Raw genomic sequence first — 24843 nt, 5'->3', positions numbered from 1 at the left:
TGTCCGGAAACGCCGCCTGGTGTCTTTCCCTTTTGCCTCGCTGCTCCTCTGCCGGTCGGCGCTGTTTTTTAGTAAGCAGCGCCACGCCATAGTTGCCGATTGCCGACGGGCTGCATGCGCCTCAGCGTCGATCCTGCCCCACCGGGCCATAGCCATCGCGATAGCCGGGATACTTCGGCGCCCAGCCCAGCGCCCTGGCGCGGGCATTGCTGCAGCGCTTGCTGCCGGCGCGGCGGGTCAGCGGCTGCTCGGCCCAGTGCGTCACGCCCAGCCGCTCACGCAACCAGTCAACCACCTCGTGCAGCGGTGCCGGGTCGTCGTCCACGCCCAGATAGCAATCCTCCAGCGCGGCGCCGCGCAGGTCCGCCTGCAGCAGAAAGGCCAGCAATCCCGCGGCATCGTTGCGGTGGATGCGGTTGCTGTACTGCGGCGGCTCGCGCTCGACCCGCAGCCCGGCGCGTATCTGGTTCTGCAGCCAGGGCCGCGACGGATCGTAGAGTCCGGCCATGCGCACCAGAGTGGTCGGCAGGCCGCTGTTCAGGGCCAGCTGTTCGGCCTCCAGCATCACCTGGCCGGTGAAGCCTTTGGGTTCGGTAGGCGAGCGCTCGTCGATCCACTCACCCTGGTCCTGCCCATAGACACCCGTGCTGGAAAGGAACAACAGACGCTTCGGCTTCTGGCCACGTTGCTCCAGCCAGCCCAATACATGGCGCAGCCCCTCGACATAGGCCTGGCGATAGCCGGGTTCGTCATGCTGACTGGCGGATGCGGCATACACCAGATAGGACAACTCGCCGTTCGGCCAGCTGCGCGGGCGCTGGCTGGACAGCAAATCACCCGCCACCGGCAGAATCGGTACCGGTAATCCCGCCGCCTTACGGCGCAGGCCATAGACGGTCCAGCCGATCCGGCTCAAGAGCAGGCCAAGGCGGCTGCCCACATCGCCGCAGCCGGCGATCATTACCGAAGGACGCGTGTTCATCAGGTTGCTCCATCAACAGGGTTTTGCCTGTCGCAGTGTACGCTGCACGGGGTTATCCCGCGCAAAACAAGGTGCCGCTGCCAGTTGGTTCATCCACGAGCAAAGGCTATGCTAACCGGCACTCTGATGGATGCTCGCTATGACACTGACCGAACTGCGCTATATCGTCACGCTCGCCCAGGAACAGCATTTTGGCCGCGCCGCCGAGCGTTGCCATGTCAGCCAGCCGACATTGTCGGTGGGCGTGAAGAAGCTCGAAGACGAACTCGGCGTATTGATCTTCGAGCGCACCAAGAGCGCGGTGCGCCTGACGCCGGTGGGCGAAGGCATCGTCACCCAGGCGCAGAAGGTGCTGGAGCAGGCGCAGAGCATCCGCGAGCTGGCACAGGTCGGCAAGAACCAGCTGGCCGCGCCGCTCAAGGTCGGCGCCATCTATACCGTCGGACCCTACATGTTCCCGCACCTGATCCCGCAGCTGCATCGCGTGGCGCCGGACATGCCGCTGTACATCGAAGAGAACTTCACCCACGTGCTGCGCGACAAATTGCGCACCGGTGAGCTGGATGCGATCATCATCGCGCTGCCCTTCCAGGAAGCCGACGTATTGACCAAGCCGCTCTACGACGAACCTTTCTACGTACTGATGCCAGCCGGGCATCCCTGGACCGCGAAGGAAACCATCGACAGCGAGATGCTCAACGACAAGAGCCTGCTGCTGCTCGGTGAAGGCCACTGCTTCCGCGATCAGGTCCTGGAGGCCTGCCCGACCACACGCAAGGGCGAGGCACCGAGCCACACCACCGTCGAGTCCTCGTCACTGGAAACCATTCGCCACATGGTCGCTTCAGGGCTGGGTGTGTCGATCCTGCCGCTGTCGGCAGTGGAGAGTCACCACTATTCGCCCGGCGTGCTGGATATCCGCCCGCTGACCCCACCGGTCCCGTTCCGTACCGTGGCCATTGCCTGGCGTGCCAGCTTCCCGCGGCCCAAGGCCATCGAGATACTGGCTGACTCCATCCGCCTGTGTTCGGTAGGCAAGCCGCCAGCGGCGAAAGCCTGAAATCATGAGCGAGCTGGCGGCGGTTCCGGTAACTGCGCTCAAGGGCGTCGGCGCGGCGCTGGCCGAAAAGCTCGCCAGGGTTGGCCTGGAAACCCTGCAGGATGTGCTGTTCCACCTGCCGCTGCGCTATCAGGACCGCACCCGGGTGGTGCCCATCGGTGCGCTGCGCCCCGGCCAGGATGCGGTGATCGAAGGCGTGGTGGTAGGTGCCGACATCCTCATGGGTCGTCGCCGCAGCCTGCTGGTGCGCCTGCAGGATGGCAGCGGCACCCTCAGCCTGCGCTTTTATCACTTCAGCAACGCACAGAAGGACGCCATGAAGCGCGGCACCCAGCTGCGCTGTTACGGCGAAGCCCGCCCCGGCGCCTCGGGGCTGGAAATCTACCACCCCGAATACCGCGCCCTGACCAGCGAAGCCGCGCCGGTCGAGCAAACCCTGACGCCCATCTACCCCACCACCGAAGGCCTGACCCAGCAGCGCCTGCGCAACCTCAGCGAACAGGCCCTGGCCCGCCTCGGCCCGCACAGCCTGCCGGACTGGCTGCCGCCGGAGCTGGCCCGCGATTACCGCCTGGGCGCGCTGGACGAGGCGATCCGCTACCTGCACCGCCCGCCGCCGGACGCCGATCTGGAAGAACTCGCCGAAGGCCGTCACTGGGCGCAGCACCGCCTGGCCTTCGAGGAACTGCTGACCCATCAGCTGTCGCTGCAACGCCTGCGCGAAAGCGTGCGCGCGCAACAGGCGCCGCAGCTGCCGCTCGCCCGCACGCTGCCGCAGCGCTATCTGCTCAACCTCGGCTTCCAGCCCACCGGCGCGCAACAGCGGGTCGGCGCCGAGATCGCCTACGACCTGTCCCAGCCCGAGCCGATGCTGCGTCTGGTGCAGGGCGACGTGGGCGCCGGCAAGACGGTGGTCGCCGCGCTGGCCGCCTTGCAGGCGCTGGAAGCCGGCTACCAGGTGGCACTGATGGCGCCCACCGAGATTCTCGCCGAGCAGCACTTCATCACTTTCTGCAAATGGCTGGAACCTTTGGGCATCGAAGTCGCCTGGCTGGCCGGCAAGCTCAAGGGCAAGGCCCGCGCCGCCGCGCTGGAACGCATCGCCGGCGGCTGCCCGATGGTGGTCGGCACCCACGCGCTGTTCCAGGATGAAGTGGTGTTCAAGCGCCTGGCGCTGGTGATCATCGACGAACAGCACCGCTTCGGCGTGCAGCAGCGCCTGGCGCTGCGGCAGAAGGGCATCGACGGCCGGCTGTGCCCGCACCAGCTGATCATGACCGCCACGCCCATCCCGCGCACCCTGGCGATGAGCGCCTATGCCGACCTGGACACCTCGATCCTCGACGAACTGCCGCCGGGGCGCACGCCGGTCAACACCCTAGTGATCGCCGACAGCCGCCGCCTGGAAGTCATCGAGCGGGTGCGCGCCGCCTGCAACGAAGGGCGCCAGGCCTACTGGGTCTGCACGTTGATCGAGGAATCGGAAGAACTCACCTGCCAGGCCGCCGAAACCACTTTCGAGGACCTTTCGGCGGCGCTGGGCGGACTCAACGTCGGGTTGATCCATGGCCGAATGAAACCCGCCGAAAAGGCCGCGATAATGCTCGAATTCAAGGAAGGCCGGTTGCAACTGCTGGTCGCCACCACAGTGATCGAAGTCGGTGTGGATGTGCCCAACGCCAGCCTGATGATCATCGAAAACCCCGAGCGCCTGGGCCTGGCCCAGCTACACCAGCTGCGCGGGCGGGTCGGGCGCGGCAGCACCGCCAGCCACTGCGTGCTGCTCTACCATCCGCCGCTGTCGCAGATCGGACGCCAGCGCCTGGCGATCATGCGCGACACCAACGACGGCTTCGTCATCGCCGAAAAGGACCTGGAACTGCGCGGCCCCGGCGAAATGCTCGGCACGCGCCAGACCGGCCTGCTGCAGTTCAAGGTGGCCGACCTGATGCGCGATGCCGACCTGCTGCCGTCCGTGCGCGACGCCGCCCAGGAGCTTCTCGCCCACTGGCCGCAGCACGTCAGCCCGCTGCTGGAACGCTGGCTGCGGCATGGGCAGCAGTATGGGCAGGTGTGATCCAGGATAAATCGCAGCGCACTGGCCCGTAGCTTTTTATGCGCATATATTATGCGCATAAAGGTGCCAGAGAGAGCCCGCCATGCAACCGATCTACGATACCCAAGCTGCCAAGCGGCCCGCGAACCTGAGCGTTAACGGCGATCTGCTCAACAAGGCCAGGGAAATGAACATCAACCTCTCCGCTACTCTGGAGCAGGCCTTGGCAAGTACGCTCCGAGAAAAACAGAAAACCCAGTGGTTGGCCGACAACAAGGCCGCGATTGAGGTTTATAACGAGCATGTGGAGCAGCATGGCGTGTTCAGCGACGGGCTTCGGAGTTTCTGATGGCACAATTCTCCGTACACGGAAACACCAATCCGGATACCAAGACTGCCATACCCTATCTGCTCAACGTCCAGAGCGATCTGCTCGATGATCTGGCAACACGGATCGTAGTACCCCTGCTCCCCGCCAACGCCATGAAAGGCAAGACACTCAAGACCCTGACACCCATCTTTGAAATCGATGGCAGGCAGTACGTCATGCTGACCCCGCAACTCGCCGGGGTTCCGAATAAAATTCTCGGCGCCACTGTTGCCGACCTGACATCAAAGCGTGACGAAATCATCGCCGCTCTCGATCTGCTCATCACCGGGATTTGAGAACCAGCTAATCGTGGCCTGACCCAAATGGCACACTTACTTAAGACCTTTTGCACCTTTTCCCGCACCGTCACCTTCAGCGCAAGACGGGATCCAGGGTTCAGGTTGCACTCCGTGTCAGTGGATTCCCGGCTTGCGTCGAGAATGACGAGGGCGTGGGAAGGCGCTTATTCACTGCGCCGCAGCCAAACTCACTAAGTTCAGTGCCATTCTGGTCTGTCCCCTATTGTTTTTGAGACCTCTGAACACCAAGGTGTGTAAGCGCAACTGGCTTGGCGAGAAAATCATAGGCTGCTGACAGCGACGACAACTACGTCTTGTCAGGCTTTCCTGACCTCAATGAACCAGCGCGGCTGCATGACGTGGAAATCCTCGCGGATATTGGAAGGCAGATAGCTGGCCGAATCCAGAACGAAAGGCCGGCCATCGACACGCCTGAATACAACCCAGTGCCAGAAATCTTTACCTTCTTCCCGATGATGCTTGATGGGCAACAACGCCAATTCGGGCAACGCATCCCAGGACTCAAACGGTACTTCGTCCGGGGATGTTGCCATACCCGCGCTGGAAAGCAGGCGTCGAACATATTGGGTGTCTGACCACAAGGATTTATCGGAGGCATATATACTCATGGCATTGGCTATGGCTTTCATTTCCGCATACGGCTTGCCAAGGATATTGGCAACGGCGGCAATTCCGCATCCGCTTTCTTCTTCCTGTACTACCGACTCAAGCATCTTGCTACTCCTTGGCGTTGCCTTAGCTGCTGTTATTTCTGCACAGGACGGCAACAAACAATTAATAAAAGCAACGATCAGTTATTGATTTTACCAATGACGTCTAAAACATCACCTCCCACCTAGATGTTCTCTGAAGACTAGTGCAGATCAATACACCCAGAATGTTGCAGGGCTGTACCTTGCGCAGCAATATACGGCGAATGTAGCAAGCTAGCAGCAATCAAACATTGTGCCAAGCTCGCATTCAAACTTCCGGTTGCCGGGTCTTCATACCCTTCTCTGCCTATAAATGCGCGGACCTCGACAGTGGTTTCACTGCCAGCATGTTGGAGACCAAAGACGCCGAGGTTGAATGGTGAAAGAGCTAGCCAGTCGAGCTTGATCGAAAGCACTTTTTCAGCCGATTCAAACATTACAGCCACCATCCCGTGGCCGTTGTCGACCCATTGATGATGCAGTATTTCAGAAACCGACAAACCAAGCGCACCGGCAATCCTTTTAACGTCATCCTCGTCGATGGGACCTGAACGAATCAAGGATGAGCCGCAAATTCGAGCCGTTCCTCTTCTTTCCTGATATTTACCAGGCCTACAGCACATTGCTGCACGAAACGATCTGGATGGCCGGATGACTCGCCTGCCAAGAGCCAGGCATGACAAGAGCCCAATGTAGGTGCCCTGCGAACGGCAACTCGCCTCCAGGAATCTGCATTCCGGATGCGTCGGCTTAAGAAGGTGGTTTCCGACAGGTTGGCGCCAAGAGGATTAACGAAAAAATATTAACTTGCGAATAACGATAATTTCACATTGTTACTATGCCCTTTTAAAGTCTATCAAAGTCGACACATCCATCCCGTATCGGAAATAGAAGTTCAAGTGCTAGCAGAGATCATGGATCCTGAACACCAAGGTGTGGCAGCGTAACTGGCTTTCCGGTGCTGGCAGATTCCCCTGCTGTTCTTACGCAGATGAGTGCTCAAGAGCAAAGAATTGAAAAGCTGCTGTCTTATTCATCCGCCAGTTGCTTTTCTACCTGTAATTCGGTTTCTTTCCTGATTTGCTCGGTAATGATCTGCTCGATCTTATTGCGCTCTTCTGGAGACATGTTTTCCAGGTCCTCCTCCGTCAGATCCATGCTCTGGAGAATACGATGGCGGATTTTCTCGGCTGACGACATCTGCATATAGGCCATGAACTCTTCGACGACATTGTGCGAGGCTTTTTCTGGCTGTAGAGAATTGGCAACCTGCGTGTCCGTAACCGCTACACTTTGAGCTGGCTGCACGCTTTGTGCCTGCTGCAGGGCAGAGGCAAAACTGCCATGTGGCTCAGGGGCAGCGGTTGTATTTCGGAAAGTAATCGGTTTTTGAGTGTCTGCCAGCATAGGGCTTTCACTGGCAGGAGCATTCAAACGGGTCGGATTGTTTACCATCTGGCACCTCTAGCTGGAACAATAAATCTACCCTTCACCCCGCGCATCCCTCAACAACAACGCCTGGCTGTAATCCAGAAACTCGACCAGATGCTTCTGGATGATGGCCACCGTGATCGGCAGTTGCAGGGCCTGATAGTCATGGACGGCGATATTGCGAAAGCCGACCATGCGTTTGAGGGCGTCGGCCAGTGTGGGATCGATCCATCCTGCCTGGGCAAGCAGGGTGAAGACGTCGCGGGCGCTTTGCGGGATGCCCAGGCGTTCGCGACGGATCAGGTGCTGGCCCATGTCCAGCGCGGCTTCGCAGGCGCGCTGGATATTGAGGATGGCGGCGTCCTGACGGGTGTAGTCGCTGGCGAAGCTGTCGGGACCTCGCTGGTATTCCTCGCGGGCACGCCTGACGCAGCGTTCGATGGTCGCCGCCTTGTTGATCAGTACGTCATCGGCCATACACGCTACCCTCCCTGCCAATATCGGCCAGTAACCCGGCGCGGGCGCTGTCCAGTGCGGTTTTTTCGCTAAGCACGGCGACTTCATAGAAGGCGGCCTGGGCATCCTTGGCCCACCAGCGCTCGCCGGTGGTGATGATCTGGTACTGCATGACGGTGCTGGCGACACGCAGGTCGAGCAGATCGACCGGGCAGTCGGCAATGTCGGCCAGATCGCCAGACAGATTCCAGAGGGCCAGCGGATCGGCGTAACCGGCTACCAGCACGGCAAGGTCCAGATCACTGTCGGGGCGAGCGGTGCCCTGAATACGGCTGCCGAAGGCGTATACCGCCAGCAGGTTCGGCACCTGTTCCTGCAGGGCCTGCAAAATAGCCGCACGCTTCATGCTGCACTCTCCTTACCCTGATTTGCACCGCGACGGCTGCCACGCACTACGCCGGCCCGGCGGCTGTTGCCGGTATGAAAGCATTTTTCCGGTATGGGCAGAAGAATGTCTGTCCTGCTACCTGTCCCTGAATCCGCTGCGACAGAGCCAAGATTACGGACAAGTGCGACAACCGTCTGTCGTTGCGGCTGTCATCCGGGCCGGCTTCGCTATACTGCGGCACATACTGTTTTCGGACCTGCCCATGAACACTGCTGTCGATAACACGCCCACTCCCGTTCTGCCTCTTTTGATCGCAAAGCTGATGGACAACCTCGGCCTGGGTTACCGGACCCTGGTCGATGAGCCCGGCCTGAATCCGGCGCGGCGGGTCCAGGCGGTTCTGCTCGATGATGCCGTCGGTGCGCTGCTTGTGCTCTATCCGCGCGACCACCTGCTGGATCTGTCGCGCCTGACGGAGCTGACCGGACGGCAGCTGTCGGCGGTCAAGCCCGAGCGGCTGGAGCGCATGCTGTCGCGGCATGATCTGCAGGTGCTGCCCGGCCTGCCGCCGCTTACCAGCTCACCCTGCCTCTATCAGGAATGCCTGTTGCAGCAACCGGAACTGCTGCTCGACTGCGGCCAACCGGGATTGCTGCTGGCGATGGCCAGCAAGGACTTCAAGACCCTGCTGAGCAAAGCCAGCGCCGGGCGCTTCGCCGTCCCTCTGAGCGGCATTCGGCCCAACCTCGACCGTCCCGATGACGACCGTGCCGAAATCACCCAGGCGGTGCAGAGCTTTACCGCGCGGCGTATCCAGCAACGCCTGGAAAAAACCATCGAGATTCCGCCGCTGGCGCAGACCGCGCAGAAGATCATCAAGCTGAGGGTCAATCCGGACGCCACGGTGGACGACATCACCGGCGTGGTGGAAACCGATCCGGCGCTGGCTGCACAGGTGGTCAGCTGGGCGGCATCGCCCTATTACGCGGCCCCAGGCAAGATCCGCTCGGTGGAGGACGCCATCGTTCGCGTGCTGGGGTTCGATCTGGTGATCAATCTGGCACTGGGTCTGGCGCTGGGCAAGACGCTGAGCCTGCCCAACGACCAGCCGCAGCAGGCAACGCCGTACTGGCAGCAGGCGATCTACACCGCGGCGGTGATCGACGGCCTGAATCGCGCCATTCCCCGCACCGAACGCCCGGAAGCCGGCATCAGCTACTTGGCCGGGCTGCTGCACAACTTCGGCTATCTGGTACTGGCGCACGTCTTTCCGCCACATTTTTCGCTGATCTGCCGCCACCTTGAAGTCAACCCGCACCTGCATCACAGCCTGATCGAGCAGCACTTGCTGGGCATTACCCGCGAACAGATCGGCGCCTGGCTGATGCGTTACTGGGGCATGCCTGAGGAACTTACGACCGCGCTGCGTTTCCAGCATGACCCGGACTACCAGGGCGCTCATGCCGGTCACGCCAACCTGGTCTGTCTGGCGGTACGCCTGCTGCACAATCGCGGCATCGGCTCGGGACCCTACAGCGAAATTCCCCAGACGCTTTTCGAACGCCTCAGCCTGACTCGCGAGAAAGCCAATGAAGTGGTGAACAAGGTGCTCGATGCTGAAGCTGCCCTGCGAGCCCTGGCGCTGCAGTTCGGTCCGGCTCACTGATTGGTGCATCCGTAGGAGCGGGCCATGCCCGCGAATATTCAGCGCGCAAAGCTTCGCGGGCATGGCCCGCTCCTACAGGGGTCTACCCTTCCATCAGACATGGCTTTTTCAACCGCCTGGCTCATGGCCACCGGCGCGAAAGCTCGCACGCGCATTCACCCGCCCCTCTCCGGCCCGGCCAAGGCTGACCTCGGTCAGGCTCGCGCCGGCGGCCTGCAACTCGTCGAACCAGCGCAGCAATGCGCCATGGGCCACACCGGGCAGCGTCACCTGCAGGCTGCCGTCGCCACCGCCATCGAAGCTTTCGATAGTCAGGCCGTGCTGTTGCGCCGTTGCCGTCACCAGCCCCTGCAACTGTTCGGGCGCCAGGATGACCGGGTTGCTGCGCGACATCTGCCGGGCCAGCTCGGTGTTCTGCTCCAGATAGCCATGCAGTTCGCGCTCCTGCACGAAGTAGTCGCGTGCCTCGCGCACCCGCTGCTGCGCCGGCTGCCAGAGCAGCAGGTAGAAAAGCGTGACCACCAGAAATGCCACCAGCAGCCCCAGCGACAGCCGCTCACGCGGCTGCAAGGCCTGCCAGCGCAGCCACAGCGGAGACTGCATCAGCCCCGCGCGCATCCGGTGTCCCAACTTCATCCCTGCCCTCCTATCACGATGCGGGCGCTGACCGCTGCGCCATCGCGGCTGGCCGAACCCAGCTGAACCGGCTGTCCGCTCTGACCCAGACGCAGGCGCAACTGCTCCAGCGCCGCAAAATCACTGGCGCGGACCTGCAAGGCCAGGTCGCCCCGGGCCTGGCTGTAATCCAGCTGGTCGATGGTCACCGGCATGCCCTCGCCAATAGCCAGCGCCACTTCATCGAGCAAGCGCATGAATTCAGCGGAATGACCGGCACTCTGGCCGATATGAGCGTCGAACTGCGCGCGCAGGTTGACGATGCGCAGGTCCTCGGGGAACAGCTCGGTATAGAGCGCGCGACTGGCTTCGGCATAGTGATCGCCCTGACGTTCCAGCGACCAGGCCTGGATCAGGTTGAATGCCAGCTGCACCACCAGCACCAGGGCCAGCACCACCGCCACCGGCCTCCATCGGGCCAACCCGCCGCTGGCGTTGTGCACGGCGAACTCGCCCTGGGCCAGGTCCAGCGCGCTGGCGCGACCAGAGGCGAGAAAGCGATAGGGGTCGTCCAGCTGCCGGTAGTCATCCAGAAGCTCGGGCGAGTGCTTCAGAGTGCCGTGTCCATGCCGTGGCGCGGGACAGTGAGGCGCCAGTTCCGGCCAGCGCTCGCTGTCGAACACCAGCCGTGCCTCGGGACTGCCACCCAGCAGCGCGCGCCTGCCGATGAACAGCACCTGGCTGCCGTCGCGCGGCAGCAGATCGGCATCCACGTGAATGGCGACGATGTTCAGCCCCAGCGCCTGCAGGTCCGCCAGCCAGTCGGCCAGCAATTGGCGGCGGATGGCGATGACCCGCAAGCGACCATCTTCCAACGCATCGCCGTGGGTAAGGTGCAGCTCATCGACGTTTTCCGCCAGCAGTTCTTCCACCGCGTAGGCCAACGCCTGAGCGATCCAGCGGGCCTTGCGCGTCGGCAGGCTGACCGCAAAACAGCTGCAGCGCTCCACCGGCAGCACCAGCGTCAGCGCAGCCGGCGCCTGCCTGGCGATCTCCGCCAGCGTCATCCAGCCCGCCGCGCTTTCGCGGGGCAGCCAGTACGCCTGCGTCTCGGCATCGAGGCGGACGCCACAATCGGCGGGCAGGAACAGGCTGGCCATCGGCTATTGATCTCCTGATTGAAGAGGCAGCCTCGGCGGCTGTCCCAGATTGCGTTGCAGCACACGAACCGCGCCGTCGGCATCGCGCCGCAACAGGCTTACCAGCGCCAGACGACGGTCGCCCAGACGCACCTCGCTGGTGGCCTGGAAGTACTGGCTGGTCACCGCCACGCGGGGATTCTGCAGTTGGACAGCGGCAAACGCCGGTTGCGCCATAAAGGTCGCCACATCGCGAAAACCACCGCTGCGACGCGCCTGCACCAGGGCTTCGGCAGCCCCCGTGCCGAGGTTGTCGGCCAGGCTGGACAGCACCAGCGCACTGGCGGTGTTGACGTTCAGCGGGGTACCCGCCGGCAGTACGCTGACATGGGGCGCCAGGCGCTGGAAATCCTCGTCGCGCATGCCCAGCAGCAGACGCAGCTCGGAAAGGTCATCCAGGCGCCGGCCCGCCGTGCGATAGGGCGGGTCGAGCAGCAGGTAGGCGTTGTCCTCGGCGCCCGTTTCGCCGGTCGGCTGCTGGTCACTGTCGAGCCAATCGACCAGACGCTCGGCGTAGGGCTCGGTGATTTCCAGGCGCAGCAACAGGCGGCGGAACTGCGCCTGTGCGGCCTCGTTGGGCTGGTCGTCCTGCACCAGGCTGTTGAGGTTGAAGCGACCGCTCAAATCCTCGATGCGAACCTGCACCTGGCCCTGCCCTTCGTCCAGATCGTAGGCCGGTTGCGGCTGCGCCCAGGCTTCGAGCAGATGGTCCACCGGCGGCTGTCCGCCATTGCCCGTGGCCTGGGCATCGCGGCGCAGGACCGACTGCGCCAGCGCCTCGCCGCCCAGCGCGTAGTGCCAGGCCTGCCGCGCCTGCAGCTGGTTGCTGGTGACACGAATGGACAGCTGCTGGCGCGCAATCATGCTGGCGCAAACCACGGTGACAATGGCCACCACCAGCAACACGGTGATCAACGCGACGCCGCGCTGGGCCTTCATTGCGGCTGCTCCTGTGGCGCTGGAGGCTCGGTCTGTGAATCGTCTGGCGTGCTGAATTCCGGCAACGGCGGCGCGCTTTCAGGCAGACGCAGCAAGCGGCTGATGCTGCCGAAACGCGGGTGCTCGAACGAGACCTCGACGGCGGCGGGCAGGCGCCGCGCCTGTTGCTCCGGGTCGCTGCGACCAAACTCGAAGGGCGGCCATTCCTCGTGCCAGCCGCTTTCGCTGTCCAGATAACGCAGGCGCAACGCGGAAACCTCATCCAGCACCCGCTGCACGCGCGGCTGGCTGTCCACGTCGCGGTCGAGCACCACCCAGTAAAGACGCTCCAGACTGTCTCCCGCGAGACGCCAGCGCACCCGCTGCAAATTGGCCCGGCGCAGCCCGGTGGGGTTGCGCCAGCCGTTGCGGGTCAGCTCGAAGGCGACGCCCTCGTCAAGGCCGGCGAGCTGGCCGAGAAAGGCATTCTGCTCGTCGCCGTACCCGTCACGGATCGGGCGCGGTACAGCCTGGATCAGGTCACGCTCCAGGCTCCAGAGGGCTCGTCCGAGCTGGCGCAGCTGCGCTTCCTGAATACGCACCACCTCATCGCTGCGCAGCACCGCTTCGAGCATGCGGTAGGTGCCGAGCCCCAGCAGGGCGAACAGGGCGATGGCAATCAGCAGCTCCAGCAGGGTGAAGCCCGCCCCGGCGCGACGCATCAGAAGGTCGTCCCGATAAAGCCGCTGAGGTGGGTCACTGCGCGCTCGGCTATCGGCCCGCGGTCGCCGGATGATTCGCCAGCCGCAACCCAGACGGTGACCCGCAGCAACCCCGGCGTGCCGCTGGCTTCCACTGTGCTGAGCGTCTGCCATTGACGACCGCCGAACGCCAGCGCCCGCTCCTCGCGCCCGATGCCGGGCGGCGGACGCTGCAACTGCAACTCGGTCAGACGGTTGTCGGCGATCCAGCCAGCCAGAGTCAGGGTTTCCAGCCGGCCCGCGTTGGCCACACTGCGGCCCGCGGCGGTCAGCACCACGGCGGCGACCAGGGCGAAAATCGCCAGCGCCACCAGCACTTCGAGCAGGGTGAAGCCGCGCGTCTGCTTCATCGGGAGGTTTCCAGCGGTTCGGCACGGGGCATGCGCAAACCGTCACTGGAGACCTGCCAGCCACCGCCCACCGCTCGCGAATCGACGAAACGCAGGGTAAAAGGCGACAGCTCGCCGCTGGAAAGCAGCAGCACCTGCGGCTCCAGGCGGGGCGTGCTGCGCCGCTCGCGGTCGCCCTCACGGGACAGGCCGGCGCGGTCGTCCGCACGTCTGACCGGAGCCGTCAGCCGCAGCGGTGTGCCATCGAGTTCCAGTTCCAGGCGCATCCATTCCGGCACTCTGTGCGCCTGGCGTCTGTCAGCCTCAAGCCAGCGGCTACCGGCTTCGTCGTAGTACAGGACGCGATAGCCGCGCTCCTCGAACAACAGCCCATATTCACGGCTGTCGAGCACCGCTTCATCGACCATCAGGCCGAGCAGGTTCGCCAGCTGCTGCGCTTCATCGCGGACTTCACGGGACGAACTGGAGCTGCCCGTGGTCAGCATCGCCAGGCCCACCAGTCCGCCGAGGATGACGATCACCACCAGCAGTTCGACCAGGGTGAAGCCGGCGCATCGCGTCCGCGTCATGGATCAAAGATCCCAGTTGCCGATATCCGCGTTCAGGTCGCTTCCGCCCTGCTTGCCATCGGCGCCCAGCGAGTAGAGATCGAACTGGCCCTGGGTGCCCGGCGACAGGTACTGGTAGTCGTTGCCCCAGGGGTCCTTGGGCACGCGCTTGAGGTAGCCGTCGCGGTTCCAGTTCCTCGGTTGCGGGCTGCCGCCAGGCTTTTCCACCAACGCATTGAGGCCCTGCTGGGTGCTGGGGTAGGCGAAATTGTCCAGCTTGTACATGTCCAGCGCGGCGGCGATGGCTTTGATATCGCCCTTGGCCACGGTGACCTTGGCCTGATCCGGGCGGTTCATCACCTGCGGCACCACCAGCGCGGCGAGAATGCCAAGGATGACCACCACCACCATGATTTCGATAAGGGTGAAGCCCCTCTGTTTGCGTTCGTTCGACTTCATAAGCATTACCCCACCAGTTGGTTGAGAGAAAGAATCGGCAGCAGGATGGCCAGTACGATGACCAGCACCACGGCTCCCATGAACACCAGCATGAACGGCTCGAACAGCCCGACCAGCAGCGAAATCTGCGCGGCCAGGTCGTTCTCCTGGTTGCGTGCGGTACGCGCCAGCATCTGGTCGAGCTCGCCGGATTTCTCGCCGCTGGCGATCATGTGCAGCATCATCGGCGGAAACTCGCCGGTGGCTTCCAGCGCACGGGTCAGGCTGCCGCCCTCGCGCACGCGCTGCGCCGCTTCGACCACACGCTCGCGGATGCGCAGATTGCCGATCACCGCGGCGGCGATGCCCAGCGCATCCACCAGCGGCACACCGCTACGGGTGAGAATCGCCAAGGTCGAGGCAAAGCGCGCGGTGTTGGTCGCCCGCGCCAGCCGTCCGACCAGTGGAATGCGCAGGATGAAGGCGTGCCAGCGACGTTTGATGTTCGGGTCGCGCAGGGCCAGACGCATGGCGATGCCCGCGCCGACGATGCCCAGCAGCATCAGCCAGCCCCAGCGCTGCACCGCCTCGCTGGTGGCGATCAGGCCGGTGGTCAGCGCTGGCAGTTCCTGGCCGGTATTGACGAACACCTTGACCACGTCCGGTACCACGTAACCGAGCAACAGCACCACGATGGCCAGCGAAGCCACCAGCAGGATCACCGGGTAGAGCAACGCCAGCTGGATCTTCTGTCGCGACTGCTGGCGCTGGTCGGTGTAGTCGGCCAGTTGGTCGAGCACCAGGCCGAGGTGCCCGGCGTGCTCGCCAGCGGCCACGGTGGCGCGATACAGCTCGGGAAAGGCCGAGGGGTATTCACGCAGGGCGGCGGCCAGGCTGTGGCCTTCCATCACCCGTGCGCGCACCGCCAGCAGCATCGACTTGATCCGCTGCGAGCTGGCCTGCGCCGCCGCGGCACGCAAGGCTTCCTCGATGGGCAGCGCGGCCTGCACCAGGGTCGCCAGCTGGCGGGTGACCAGCGCCAGGTCGCGCGCCGACAAGCCTCGCCCGAAGCTGAAGCCGCCCGTACCGCTGTCCTCTCTGGAGCGCGCCTGCTTGACCTCCAGCGGCGACCATTGCTTGTCGCGCAGCAGCTGGCGGGCCTGGCGCGGGCTGTCCGCCTCGATCAGACCCCTGTGCTGGCGACCACGCGCATCCAGCGCGACGTATTCAAAGGCGGCCATCATTCAGGTTCCCGTCAGGCATGGACGTGTTGTGGCCCGACCATGGCGCACGCTCATCGGTCCGTGGCCCTGCGGTCATGGAACTGGCCACGGCGGTCGCTGCTCTGGCGCCTATCGCCACCCTGGCGGCGATCGCCTTGTCCGGCGCGACGATCCTCGCTGGTGACGCGCAACACTTCCTCGATGGTGGTCACCCCTTCACGCACCTTGCGCAAGCCGTCGTCGCGAATGCTCGGGCCAAGCTCGCGGGCGTGGCGGACCATCTCCTGTTCGGTGGCGCGGGTGTGGATCATGCTGCGCAGGCTGTCGTCGAACAGCACCAACTCGTAAATACCGGTACGCCCGCGATAGCCCAGCTGACGGCAGACGTCGCAACCTTCGGCGTGATACAGCGTCGGCGCCTGACTGGGGTCGAGGCCGAACAGCGCGCATTCGGCTTCATCAGCGACATAGGCGCGTTTGCAGTCGTCGCAGAGCACCCGCACCAGACGCTGGGCCAGTACGCCGAGCAGCGAGGAGGAGATCAGGAACGGCTCGACACCCATGTCCACCAGCCGCGTGACCGCGCCGATGGCGCTGTTGGTGTGCAGCGTGGACAGCACCAGGTGGCCGGTCAGCGAGGCCTGCACGGCCATATCGGCGGTTTCCTGGTCGCGGATCTCGCCGACCATCACCACGTCCGGGTCCTGCCGCAGGATGGCGCGCAGGCCGCGGGCGAAGGTCATGTCGACCTTGGTGTTGACCTGGGTCTGGCCGATGCCTTCGAGGTTGTATTCGATGGGGTCCTCGACGGTGAGGATGTTGCGTGTGCGGTCGTTGAGCGTGGTCAGGCTGGCGTAGAGCGTGGTGGTCTTGCCCGAGCCGGTGGGGCCGGTGACCAGAATGATGCCGTGGGGCCTCTTTACCGCCTGCTCCATGCGCCGGCGGTCGCGCTCGCTCATGCCCAGGTGCTGCAGGGTCAGGCGCCCGGCCTGCTTGTCGAGCAGGCGCAGCACCACCCGTTCGCCGTTGGCCGACGGCAGTGTGGACACACGAATATCCACCTCGCGGCCACCAACCCGCAGGGAAATCCGGCCATCCTGGGGGATACGCTTTTCGGCGATGTCCAGCCGCGCCATGACCTTGATCCGTGACACCAGCAGCGCCGCCAGTTCGCGTTTGGGCTGCACCACCTCGCGCAGGATGCCATCGACGCGAAAGCGAATGATCAGGCGCTTCTCGAAGGTTTCGACATGGATATCCGAGGCGTTTTCCTTGATCGCCTCGCCCAGCAGCGCGTTGATCAGGCGGATGATCGGCGCATCATCTTCCTGCTCCAGCAGGTCCTCGGTCTGCTCGATCTGGTCGGCCAGGCTGTGCAGGTCCATGTCCTCGCCCAGCCCTTCGACCATCTGCATCGCCACCGAGGAATCATGCTGATAGGCGGCGCCCAGCGCCTCATCGAACTCGGGCTGGGCCAGCCACTGCACCGGCAACGGCCCACCCACCACGCGCTGCGCCTCCTGCACGGCGGTCAGAGCCGTGCCCTCGCGCAGGCCCAGACGCGGCTCGCCGTCAGGCTCCAGCACAATCACGCCGTGGCGCCGGGCAAAGGCGAAAGGCAGGCGCCGGCGTACCGGTTCATCCGGCACTGGAAGTCTTTCGTTCAGGTGCATCTCGGCCATGGTTGCCATCCCCAGGCAGACAGTCGAAGTTCGCTGGCGCTCAAGCCGGCGGCGTCAATGGCTTTGGACTACAAGGATTGGATGGCATTCGCGGTTTTGACCCTTTTTTACATTCGGTAGTCGAAGCCACCGGCAGAACCGGCACCAAGGTCGGTAGTGAACAGCGCTCCAGGCGAATACCGGGCACATGGCTCGCCCTTCATGCTACGGCGCGCCATTTATGACCGGCCCGCAGTCATTTCAGCGCTCATTTGACTGGCTCGTTGAAGCCCGAAGTCGCCGGAGCTTTCAGGACCGATAGCCATGCTTTCGGTCAGATTCTGAATGTAAAAACACCTCCAGTTCTGATTAAAACAGTTGTTTGATTTTTTCAGCCCTTGCAGAATGCGCCGCCGCGACCGGTCAAATTCGCCGAAAACGGGCTGTTAGCCGCTTTATCCGCCGTTTTAAGCGGCCAAACGTATCGCCAGCGAAGCAGCACATGACCACCACGCAAAGGTCGCTGGCCACGATTACGCAGGAGAACAAGAACAATGCTTATTGGTGTTCCTCTCGAAACCCGCCCCGGAGAAACGCGCGTTGCCGCGACGCCGGAAACCGTCAAGAAACTGATCGGCCAGGGCCATCAGGTCATTGTGCAGAAGGGTGCAGGCGTACAGGCCAGCGTGCCGGACAGCGCCTACGAGGCGGCAGGCGCAAGCATCGGTGATGCCGCCGCGACGTTCGCGACAGAAATCCTGCTCAAGGTGAACGCGCCGAGCGAAGCCGAGCTGGCGCAGATGCAACCGGGCACGGTGCTGGTCGGCATGCTCAACCCCTTCGATGACGCCAACATCGCACGCATGGCCGGACGCGGCATCACCGCCTTCGCCCTGGAGGCCGCACCGCGCACCTCCCGCGCGCAGAGCCTCGATGTGCTCAGTTCCCAGGCCAATATCGCCGGCTACAAGGCGGTGATGATCGCGGCCAACCAGTATCCGCGCTTCATGCCCATGCTGATGACCGCCGCCGGTACGGTGAAGGCCGCCCGCGTGCTGATCCTCGGGGCCGGCGTCGCCGGTCTGCAGGCCATCGCCACGGCCAAGCGCCTGGGTGCGGTGGTCGAGGCCTCCGATGTGCGTCCGGCGGTGAAGGAGCAGATCGAGTCGCTTGGCGCCAAGTTCGTCGATGTTCCCTTCGAAACCGATGAAGAACGCGAGTGTGCCGAAGGTGTCTGCGGCTATGCGCGACCCATGCCGGCGACCTGGATGAATCGCCAGGCACAGGCCGTGCACGAGCGTGCCAGGCAGGCCGACATCGTCATCACCACCGCGCTGATTCCCGGTCGCCAGGCGCCGATGCTGCTGCAGGAAGCCACCGTCGAGCAGATGAAGCCCGGCTCGGTGATCGTCGACCTGGCGGCCGGCCACGGTGGCAATTGCCCGCTGACCGAGATCGACCAGGTGGTGGTGCGCCACGGTGTGACCATCGTCGGCCACGCCAACCTGGCGACGCTGGTGGCGGCTGACGCCTCGGCGCTGTACGCCCGCAACCTGCTGGATTTCCTCAAGCTGGTCATCGACAAGGACAGCCAGTTCCAGCTCAACCTCGAAGACGACATCGTCGCCGCGTGCCTGATGTGCCGCGACGGCCAGGTCGTACGGACCAACGGTTAAGGGAGACGCGAACATGGATCTCATTTCGGACGGCATCTACAACCTGATCATCTTCGTGCTGGCGATCTACGTCGGCTACCACGTGGTCTGGAACGTCACACCGGCCCTGCACACCCCGCTGATGGCGGTTACCAACGCGATCTCGGCGATCGTCATCGTCGGCGCCATGCTCGCCGCCGCGCTGACCGTCACCCCGCTGGGCAAGGCCATGGGCACCCTGGCCGTAACGCTGGCCGCGGTCAACGTGTTCGGTGGCTTCCTGGTGACCCGGCGCATGCTGGAAATGTTCAAGAAGAAGGACCGCAGCGCGGCCAAGGCAGAGGGCAAGTAAGCCATGAGCATGAACCTCATCACCGTTCTCTACCTCGTCGCTTCGGTGTGCTTTATCCAGGCGCTCAAGGGCCTGTCGCACCCCACCACCTCGCGCCGCGGCAACCTGTTCGGCATGCTCGGCATGGCCATCGCCGTGTTCACCACGGTCGGCCTGGTCTTCAAGCTCGGCAGCGAGCTGGCCACGACCGGCATCGGCTATGTGATCGTCGGCCTGCTGATCGGCGGCAGCATCGGCACCCTGATGGCCAAACGCGTCGAGATGACCAAGATGCCGGAACTGGTCGCCTTCATGCACAGCATGATCGGCCTGGCCGCGGTATTCATCGCCATTGCCGCGGTGGTCGAGCCGCAGTCGCTGGGCATCGTTGCGGCGCTGGGCGATGCGATTCCGGTGGCCAACCGCCTGGAGCTGTTCCTGGGCTCGGCCATCGGCGCGATCACCTTCTCCGGGTCGGTGATTGCCTTCGGCAAGCTGTCGGGCAAGTACAAATTCCGCCTGTTTCAGGGCGCGCCCGTGCAGTTCAAGGGCCAGCACATGGTCAACCTGGTATTTGGCCTGGCCATCATCGGCCTGGGCATCTACTACAGCCTCACGGGAGATGTACGTGCCTTCGCGGCGCTGACCGTGCTGGCGTTCATTATCGGCGTGCTGATCATCATCCCCATCGGCGGCGCGGACATGCCGGTGGTGGTGTCGATGCTCAACAGCTACTCGGGCTGGGCGGCGGCGGGTATCGGCTTTTCGCTGAACAACTCGATGCTGATCATCGCCGGCTCGCTGGTCGGGTCGAGCGGCGCGATCCTCTCCTACATCATGTGCAAGGCGATGAACCGCTCGTTCTTCAACGTGATCCTCGGCGGTTTCGGTGGCGCGGCTGAAGTAGCCGGCCCTGCCGGCGCCCAGGAAGCCCGTCCGGTGAAATCAGGCTCCAGCGACGATGCCGCCTTCCTGCTGACCAACGCCGACACCGTGATCATCGTCCCCGGCTACGGCCTGGCGGTGGCCCGCGCCCAGCACGCGCTGATGGAGCTGGCCGAGAAGCTGACCCACCGTGGCGTCACCGTGAAGTACGCGATCCACCCCGTCGCGGGGCGTATGCCGGGCCATATGAACGTACTGCTGGCCGAGGCCGAAGTGCCTTACGAGCAGGTGTTCGAGATGGACGACATCAACGCCGAGTTCGGCCAGGCCGACGTGGTGCTGGTGCTCGGCGCCAACGACGTGGTCAACCCATCGGCCAAGACCGATCCGAAGTCGCCGATTGCCGGCATGCCGATCCTGGAGGCCTACAAGGCCAAGACGGTCATCGTCAACAAGCGCTCCATGGCCAGCGGCTATGCCGGTCTGGACAACGAACTGTTCTACATGGACAAGACCATGATGGTCTTCGGCGACGCCAAGAAGGTGGTCGAGGATATGGTCAAGGCCGTCGAGTAACGGCACACCCAGCGCCACGAATGGCGCCCATGCTCCCGCGTGGGCGCCTGCCACTGACAACAGTTGCCCTCGTGATTACCGGTACAGTTGCCTGGCAACATCTACTGCACCGGCACAATATTCCAATGCTGTGACTGTTTGATCCCCACGTCACGCGCGACCCTATATGCCCATACCACCCATCCCGGCAACCACCGGAAGGAAGGCATCATGGATCGCGCCCTACCCCGCGTCCGCCCCTTGCGCACTTCGCGCGATACGCTGGAAAGACTGGTGCAGATGCTGCGCCTGTGGCGGCAACGGAGCCGAACGCGCCGTCAACTGGCAGCACTCGATGGTCGCCTGCTGGCCGATGCCGGCATCAGCCACAGCGAGCGAATGGAAGAGCTGAGCAAGCCGTTCTGGCGCTGAGTCCCTCATACTGCCTTGCAGCCCGCGCGCCCTGTTATCCTGCGCTGCACGAACAGCCGGCTTCAGGCCGCGCCCGTTTTCCTGTCAGGCCGTAGTGGAGAGCCGCCCATGTCCAAATTCATACTGATCCTCGGTGCATCCGCCGCGCTGCTGGCGGGTGCCGCTTCGGCATCCAGTTTTATCGCTACCACCGATACGCTTGGCGCTTCGCTGATCAATACCGTCGAAGGCACCTCCGACCTGACCTCCTCCATCGGTGACGACAAGCTGGTACTGGATGCCCGCGATGACGCCGCCCGTTTCGTTGCCAGCCATGGCGAGCAAAAGGGCGTACAGCTGGAAGCGGCCCTTCTGCATATTCGCACCCAGGCCCCCGCCATCGAGGCCACCGACCTTGAGCTGGCGCGCGCGATTCTGGCTCTGTAAAAGCAATGTGCCCGTTAGCTGCTGCGAACACTTGAGGGATGAAGAACCACCTGTGGGAGCGGCTTCAGCCGCGAAATTCGCGGATAAATCCGCTCCCACAACAGCAGGATGCCCCTATTAGGCCAGCTCATGCCAACACGTAATGGGCACATGGCTCTGTAAAACGGCGCAAAAGGAAGAGGCTGGCCGTTGCGCTGGCGTTTCGCTAGCCTTGCCGCTGGATTTTCTGGCATCGGGATTCATATGCGTCCGCTTTACCTTTTATTGGCTGGCTGCTGCTTCTGTGGCGGCGTCCAGGCGTTCGATAGCACCCTGGCCGGCACCGTGGCTTCCGGCTATGTCACCAGCCAACTGACCAGCCTGCCCTTCGAGAACAAGCTGATCGTCGATGCCCGGGACGAAGCGGCCAGCTTCGTCGCCAGCGCCGGCCAGCTCCACGGCGCACGCCTGGAAGCCGCCCTGCGCTGGATGCGCGGGCAGTATCCGGGGCTGACGGTCAGCGACCTGGAACTGGCCCAGGCCATACTCGTCCAATAACGGCCATTGAAGGTTCCTATTACTTACTGCTGAAACGATCCTGCTTTTGTGGGAGCGGATTTATCCGCGAATTTCGCGGCTGAAGCCGCTCCCACAGGAGACACCTCAAGCACTTACAACAGCCAGGCCAAAGAAACCCAGCCATGCACAAAACACTTATTGCCACAGCGATCGCACTAACCCTTCTCACCGGGGCGGTCCAGGCACAGACACTGGTCGCCACCAGCAATATCATCATCAATGCGGTGGATCGCAGCATCAATTTCACCTCGGACGCGACCAGCCGGGTCAGCGGCATGAAGCTCGTCCTCGACGCCCGTGACGAAGCCGCCAGCTTCGTCGCCAGTGCCGGCGATATTCGTGGCGCACGCCTGGAGGCGGCCTTCGACACCCTTCGCAACGAATTCGCCGAAGCCCGCCAGGCGAGCGATCAGGCGCTGGCCGAAACCATCCTCGCCCTGTGAGGCGGGGCTGCGCCTGGCTGTTGGCGGTCCTGCTGGCCGGCCTTGCCGGTCAGGCCTGCGCGGCGTTGCGTCTGACGCTCGATGACCAGCCGCTGCAACCCGCCGAACGCGCCGCCACCCAGGCACTGCTCGACGAAGCCCTGGCCGCCCTGCCGCCGCGCATGCTGCAACGACTGGATCGCCAGGTCCGCGTGCGCTGGAGCGAACGCCTGCCGGAACAGGCTTACGGTCGTGCCGGCGGCAACCTGATCGAACTGAATCGCCAACTGCTGGCGTCGCTGACTGACGGCTCCGCCGCCCAGCAGCGCACCGCACGGGTACATGGCACCGTGCGCCAGGAACTGCTCGCCACGCTGATCCACGAGCTGGCGCACCTCTACGACCGCGCCCGTCTATGGTCGCCAGCGGACAGCACGCACCTGGCCTTCTGCGGCCAGCGCGCCGCCAGCCTCGGCCTGGTCGGTCTGCCGCACGATTGCCGGGGCCAGACCCGGCGCCGCTTTACCCTGAGCGACGATCCGCGCCTGCTGGATCTTGCCGGCTGGCCACAACGGGTCGGCAGCCGTGGCGAGCGCGAAAGGCACAATGCCCAGGTGGCGCGCAGTCCCGATGTCTACGAACTGACCAGTCCGCTGGAGTTCGTCGCGGTGAACCTGGAGTACTTCCTGCTCGACCCCGGCTACGCCTGTCGCCGCCCCTCGTTGCACCGCTATTTCCGCGAGCACTTCGGCTGGCAGCCCGCTGACGTCCTGGCCTGCGCCGAGGGTTATCCGATTCTCAACGCCGGCCAGGATCTGGCCCGCACGCCGCTGCTGCGCCTCGACCCCGAGCGGGTCTATGCCGTGGACTACCTGTTCGCCGAAGCCAACGACGCCTGGGTCAGCCGCTGGGGCCACAGCATGCTGCGCCTGGTGATCTGCGCGCCGCAGCGCACGCCCGGCGCCGATTGTCGGCTGGATCTGGATCATCATCTGGTGCTGTCCTTTCGCGCCTTCGTCGGCGATGTGCAGCTGTCCAGCTGGGACGGCCTGACCGGCGCCTACCCCTCGCGTCTGTTCGTGCTGCCGCTGGGCCAGGTGATCGACGAATACACCAAGGTCGAACTGCGCAGCCTGGCCTCGATTCCACTGCGGCTGGAGCGGCGCGAGATCGAGATGCTGGTCGAGCGCAGCGCCGAGCTGCACTGGAGCTATGACGGCGACTACTACTTTCTGTCCAACAACTGCGCGGTGGAAACCCTCAAGCTGCTGCGCAGCGGCACCCATCGAGCGGAGCTGGCGGCGCTCGACAGCATCCTGCCCAGCGGCCTGCTGGAACTGCTGATCGCCCGTAATCTGGCCGATGCCGGCGTGCTCGACGACCCACGCGAGGCGCTGCGCCTGGGCTATCGCTTCGATTCCTACCGCGACCGCTATCAAGCGATGTTCGCCGTACTGAAGGAACGCCTGGAGTTGCCGCAACAGGCCGTGGAACAGTGGCTGGAGCTGCCGGCCAGCGAACGCCAGCCCTGGATCGCCAAGGCCGACCTGCGCGCCAGCGCGGCATTGCTGCTGGTGGAACAGGCCGCGCTGCGCCAGCAATTGCTGCTGGCACAGGACGAACTGAAAAAGCGCTACCTCAGTGGTCGTGAACGCGGCGATACCAGCCTGGCCAAGGCCGATGGCGCCCTGCAGCAGATTCTCGCCAACAGCGGTTACCTGAGTCGCCCAGCCGAGTTGCTCAACGATGAAGGTTATGGCCTGCCGCAAGCCGGGGAATGGCAGCGCCTTGAAGAACAGAGCGACCAGCGCCAGGCCCAGCTCAACCGGCTCAGCGAGGAGCTGGAGCGGGAAGTCCGCCTGTTGCTGGGCGACGAACGCCGCCTTGAACTGGAAAGCATCGAGCGCAACCTGGAACGAATCGGCCAGCACCTGCGCCAACTGCACAAGGCTGATGGCGGGCTGGAGCTGCAATAGCGACTATCTATCAGCAGGTTCCACGTGAAACATTGGATCACTCAGGCGCTGGCGCTTCCCACCGCGCGCCCTGATGCTGTTCGCAGGCTGGCGCCAGAAAGCGGGCGTCGCTCGCCACACCGTAATAATGAATGTCCTGGCGGTAACTGAGGTTGGACGCCTGGGCGCTGCGGCAGATGCCGAAGGCGCCGGTGGGGCAGCTCTCGACGAATTGCACGTCGACTTCCTGCCCGGCCAGCTGGGGCTGGCAGTAACCGCTGCGAAACAGCTCGGTCGGAATGCTGTGATTCTCCTGACAGACTTTGACTTCCACACCGGCCCCACTGCTGGTCACAATGCAGGCCTCAGCCAGGGCCTGTCCGGTTGCCAACAACATGCAAAGCGCCAACAGTCGCATCGATCATCCCCTTGAAAGGGGCTAAATCTAGCATGCCTGGGCAGCCGGACAGCGTCACCGCTTCACGCCTTT

Annotated in this window: 29 protein-coding genes; 13 read left to right on the top strand and 16 right to left on the bottom strand. The window is 63.8% G+C overall.

Features of this window, described 5'->3' with window-relative positions; translation table 11 throughout:
- Positions 1–121 precede the first annotated feature (121 nt).
- Positions 122–982: an NAD-dependent epimerase/dehydratase family protein gene (locus tag ACYCFC_RS17785; protein WP_459652437.1), complete on the bottom strand. Its 861-nt coding sequence runs from the start codon at positions 980–982 to the stop codon at positions 122–124.
- Between the two features lie 139 nt (positions 983–1121).
- On the opposite strand from ACYCFC_RS17785, the gene ACYCFC_RS17780 reads away from it, so the two are divergent.
- The 4 genes from ACYCFC_RS17780 (at position 1122) to ACYCFC_RS17765 (ending at position 4764) form a co-directional block, all read left to right on the top strand.
- Positions 1122–2042: a hydrogen peroxide-inducible genes activator gene (locus ACYCFC_RS17780; RefSeq protein ID WP_181083229.1), complete on the top strand. Its 921-nt coding sequence runs from the start codon at positions 1122–1124 to the stop codon at positions 2040–2042.
- A 4-nt stretch (positions 2043–2046) separates the two neighbouring features.
- Positions 2047–4119, top strand: a complete 2073-nt coding sequence (gene recG, locus ACYCFC_RS17775; protein ID WP_459652436.1) for an ATP-dependent DNA helicase RecG — start codon at positions 2047–2049, stop codon at positions 4117–4119.
- Between the two features lie 82 nt (positions 4120–4201).
- Entirely contained in the window at positions 4202–4447 is a 246-nt protein-coding gene (locus ACYCFC_RS17770; protein ID WP_181083227.1) for a type II toxin-antitoxin system CcdA family antitoxin, read from the top strand.
- Positions 4447–4764: a CcdB family protein gene (locus tag ACYCFC_RS17765; protein WP_181083226.1), complete on the top strand. Its 318-nt coding sequence runs from the start codon at positions 4447–4449 to the stop codon at positions 4762–4764. The genes ACYCFC_RS17770 and ACYCFC_RS17765 overlap by 1 nt, the downstream gene beginning before the upstream one ends.
- 320 nt (positions 4765–5084) lie before the next feature.
- On the opposite strand, the gene ACYCFC_RS17760 is transcribed toward ACYCFC_RS17765, so the two are convergent.
- From ACYCFC_RS17760 to mntA, 5 genes are all read right to left on the bottom strand, one after another.
- On the bottom strand, positions 5085–5501 hold the full coding sequence (locus tag ACYCFC_RS17760; protein ID WP_459652435.1) for a hypothetical protein: 417 nt from the start codon (positions 5499–5501) through the stop codon (positions 5085–5087).
- A gap of 140 nt (positions 5502–5641) precedes the next feature.
- On the bottom strand, positions 5642–6040 hold the full coding sequence (locus ACYCFC_RS17755) for a PhzF family phenazine biosynthesis protein (RefSeq protein ID WP_459652434.1): 399 nt from the start codon (positions 6038–6040) through the stop codon (positions 5642–5644).
- Positions 6041–6509: 469 nt separating this feature from the next.
- Complete coding sequence (locus tag ACYCFC_RS17750; RefSeq protein ID WP_459652433.1) at positions 6510–6935, bottom strand: hypothetical protein; 426 nt, start codon at positions 6933–6935, stop codon at positions 6510–6512.
- A 27-nt stretch (positions 6936–6962) separates the two neighbouring features.
- Positions 6963–7388: a type VII toxin-antitoxin system HepT family RNase toxin gene (hepT, locus tag ACYCFC_RS17745; protein ID WP_459652432.1), complete on the bottom strand. Its 426-nt coding sequence runs from the start codon at positions 7386–7388 to the stop codon at positions 6963–6965.
- Positions 7378–7773 carry a type VII toxin-antitoxin system MntA family adenylyltransferase antitoxin gene (gene mntA, locus ACYCFC_RS17740; RefSeq protein WP_459652431.1) on the bottom strand — a complete coding sequence of 132 codons (396 nt, stop codon included), beginning with the start codon at positions 7771–7773 and terminating at the stop codon, positions 7378–7380. Before mntA ends, hepT begins: the two co-directional genes overlap by 11 nt.
- A gap of 244 nt (positions 7774–8017) precedes the next feature.
- On the opposite strand from mntA, the gene ACYCFC_RS17735 reads away from it, so the two are divergent.
- Positions 8018–9421 carry an aminoacyl-tRNA deacylase and HDOD domain-containing protein gene (locus tag ACYCFC_RS17735; protein ID WP_459652430.1) on the top strand — a complete coding sequence of 468 codons (1404 nt, stop codon included), beginning with the start codon at positions 8018–8020 and terminating at the stop codon, positions 9419–9421.
- A gap of 108 nt (positions 9422–9529) precedes the next feature.
- Here ACYCFC_RS17735 and ACYCFC_RS17730 read toward each other — a convergent pair whose 3' ends face one another.
- From ACYCFC_RS17730 to gspE, 9 genes are read right to left on the bottom strand one after another with little or no spacing between them, the layout of a single operon-like run.
- Entirely contained in the window at positions 9530–10057 is a 528-nt protein-coding gene (locus ACYCFC_RS17730; RefSeq protein WP_459652429.1) for a type II secretion system protein M, read from the bottom strand.
- Positions 10054–11196, bottom strand: a complete 1143-nt coding sequence (gene gspL, locus ACYCFC_RS17725) for a type II secretion system protein GspL (RefSeq protein WP_459652428.1) — start codon at positions 11194–11196, stop codon at positions 10054–10056. Before gspL ends, ACYCFC_RS17730 begins: the two co-directional genes overlap by 4 nt.
- A gap of 3 nt (positions 11197–11199) precedes the next feature.
- A complete protein-coding gene (gene gspK, locus ACYCFC_RS17720; RefSeq protein ID WP_181083221.1) occupies positions 11200–12174 on the bottom strand; it encodes a type II secretion system minor pseudopilin GspK in 975 nt (324 codons plus the stop codon).
- On the bottom strand, positions 12171–12875 hold the full coding sequence (gspJ, locus tag ACYCFC_RS17715) for a type II secretion system minor pseudopilin GspJ (protein ID WP_459652427.1): 705 nt from the start codon (positions 12873–12875) through the stop codon (positions 12171–12173). Before gspJ ends, gspK begins: the two co-directional genes overlap by 4 nt.
- Positions 12875–13264 carry a type II secretion system minor pseudopilin GspI gene (gene gspI / locus ACYCFC_RS17710; RefSeq protein ID WP_459652426.1) on the bottom strand — a complete coding sequence of 130 codons (390 nt, stop codon included), beginning with the start codon at positions 13262–13264 and terminating at the stop codon, positions 12875–12877. The genes gspJ and gspI overlap by 1 nt, the downstream gene beginning before the upstream one ends.
- A complete protein-coding gene (gene gspH, locus ACYCFC_RS17705) occupies positions 13261–13833 on the bottom strand; it encodes a type II secretion system minor pseudopilin GspH (protein ID WP_459652425.1) in 573 nt (190 codons plus the stop codon). Before gspH ends, gspI begins: the two co-directional genes overlap by 4 nt.
- A gap of 3 nt (positions 13834–13836) precedes the next feature.
- On the bottom strand, positions 13837–14277 hold the full coding sequence (gene gspG, locus ACYCFC_RS17700; RefSeq protein WP_459652424.1) for a type II secretion system major pseudopilin GspG: 441 nt from the start codon (positions 14275–14277) through the stop codon (positions 13837–13839).
- Positions 14277–15491 carry a GspF family T2SS innner membrane protein variant XcpS gene (xcpS, locus tag ACYCFC_RS17695; RefSeq protein ID WP_181083348.1) on the bottom strand — a complete coding sequence of 405 codons (1215 nt, stop codon included), beginning with the start codon at positions 15489–15491 and terminating at the stop codon, positions 14277–14279. The genes gspG and xcpS overlap by 1 nt, the downstream gene beginning before the upstream one ends.
- A 53-nt stretch (positions 15492–15544) precedes the next feature.
- Positions 15545–17155, bottom strand: a complete 1611-nt coding sequence (gspE, locus tag ACYCFC_RS17690; protein WP_459652423.1) for a type II secretion system ATPase GspE — start codon at positions 17153–17155, stop codon at positions 15545–15547.
- Positions 17156–17688: 533 nt separating this feature from the next.
- Here gspE and ACYCFC_RS17685 point away from each other — a divergent pair.
- From ACYCFC_RS17685 to ACYCFC_RS17650, 8 genes are all read left to right on the top strand, one after another.
- Positions 17689–18810 carry a Re/Si-specific NAD(P)(+) transhydrogenase subunit alpha gene (locus ACYCFC_RS17685; RefSeq protein WP_459652422.1) on the top strand — a complete coding sequence of 374 codons (1122 nt, stop codon included), beginning with the start codon at positions 17689–17691 and terminating at the stop codon, positions 18808–18810.
- A 13-nt stretch (positions 18811–18823) separates the two neighbouring features.
- Positions 18824–19141, top strand: a complete 318-nt coding sequence (locus ACYCFC_RS17680) for an NAD(P) transhydrogenase subunit alpha part 2 (RefSeq protein ID WP_459652421.1) — start codon at positions 18824–18826, stop codon at positions 19139–19141.
- A gap of 3 nt (positions 19142–19144) precedes the next feature.
- Positions 19145–20581: an NAD(P)(+) transhydrogenase (Re/Si-specific) subunit beta gene (locus ACYCFC_RS17675; RefSeq protein WP_459652420.1), complete on the top strand. Its 1437-nt coding sequence runs from the start codon at positions 19145–19147 to the stop codon at positions 20579–20581.
- A gap of 210 nt (positions 20582–20791) precedes the next feature.
- The gene (locus ACYCFC_RS17670) at positions 20792–20992 is read left to right on the top strand and encodes a DUF1127 domain-containing protein (protein WP_459652419.1); all 201 of its coding nucleotides are present in this window, start codon (positions 20792–20794) and stop codon (positions 20990–20992) included.
- A 108-nt stretch (positions 20993–21100) separates the two neighbouring features.
- The gene (locus ACYCFC_RS17665; RefSeq protein ID WP_459652418.1) at positions 21101–21418 is read left to right on the top strand and encodes a DUF2388 domain-containing protein; all 318 of its coding nucleotides are present in this window, start codon (positions 21101–21103) and stop codon (positions 21416–21418) included.
- Between the two features lie 243 nt (positions 21419–21661).
- Positions 21662–21955, top strand: coding sequence for a DUF2388 domain-containing protein (locus ACYCFC_RS17660; protein WP_459652417.1), 294 nt, complete (start codon positions 21662–21664; stop codon positions 21953–21955).
- 143 nt (positions 21956–22098) lie between these two features.
- Positions 22099–22419, top strand: coding sequence for a DUF2388 domain-containing protein (locus ACYCFC_RS17655; protein WP_459652416.1), 321 nt, complete (start codon positions 22099–22101; stop codon positions 22417–22419).
- Positions 22416–24374 carry a DUF7844 domain-containing protein gene (locus tag ACYCFC_RS17650; protein ID WP_459652415.1) on the top strand — a complete coding sequence of 653 codons (1959 nt, stop codon included), beginning with the start codon at positions 22416–22418 and terminating at the stop codon, positions 24372–24374. The genes ACYCFC_RS17655 and ACYCFC_RS17650 overlap by 4 nt, the downstream gene beginning before the upstream one ends.
- Before the next feature lie 37 nt (positions 24375–24411).
- On the opposite strand, the gene ACYCFC_RS17645 is transcribed toward ACYCFC_RS17650, so the two are convergent.
- Positions 24412–24750, bottom strand: coding sequence for an NADH:ubiquinone oxidoreductase (locus ACYCFC_RS17645; protein ID WP_459652414.1), 339 nt, complete (start codon positions 24748–24750; stop codon positions 24412–24414).
- Positions 24751–24843 lie beyond the last annotated feature (93 nt).

It is taken from the genome of Stutzerimonas sp. NM35 (genome assembly GCF_054604355.1).
This window is presented reverse-complemented; position numbering and strand designations above follow the sequence as displayed.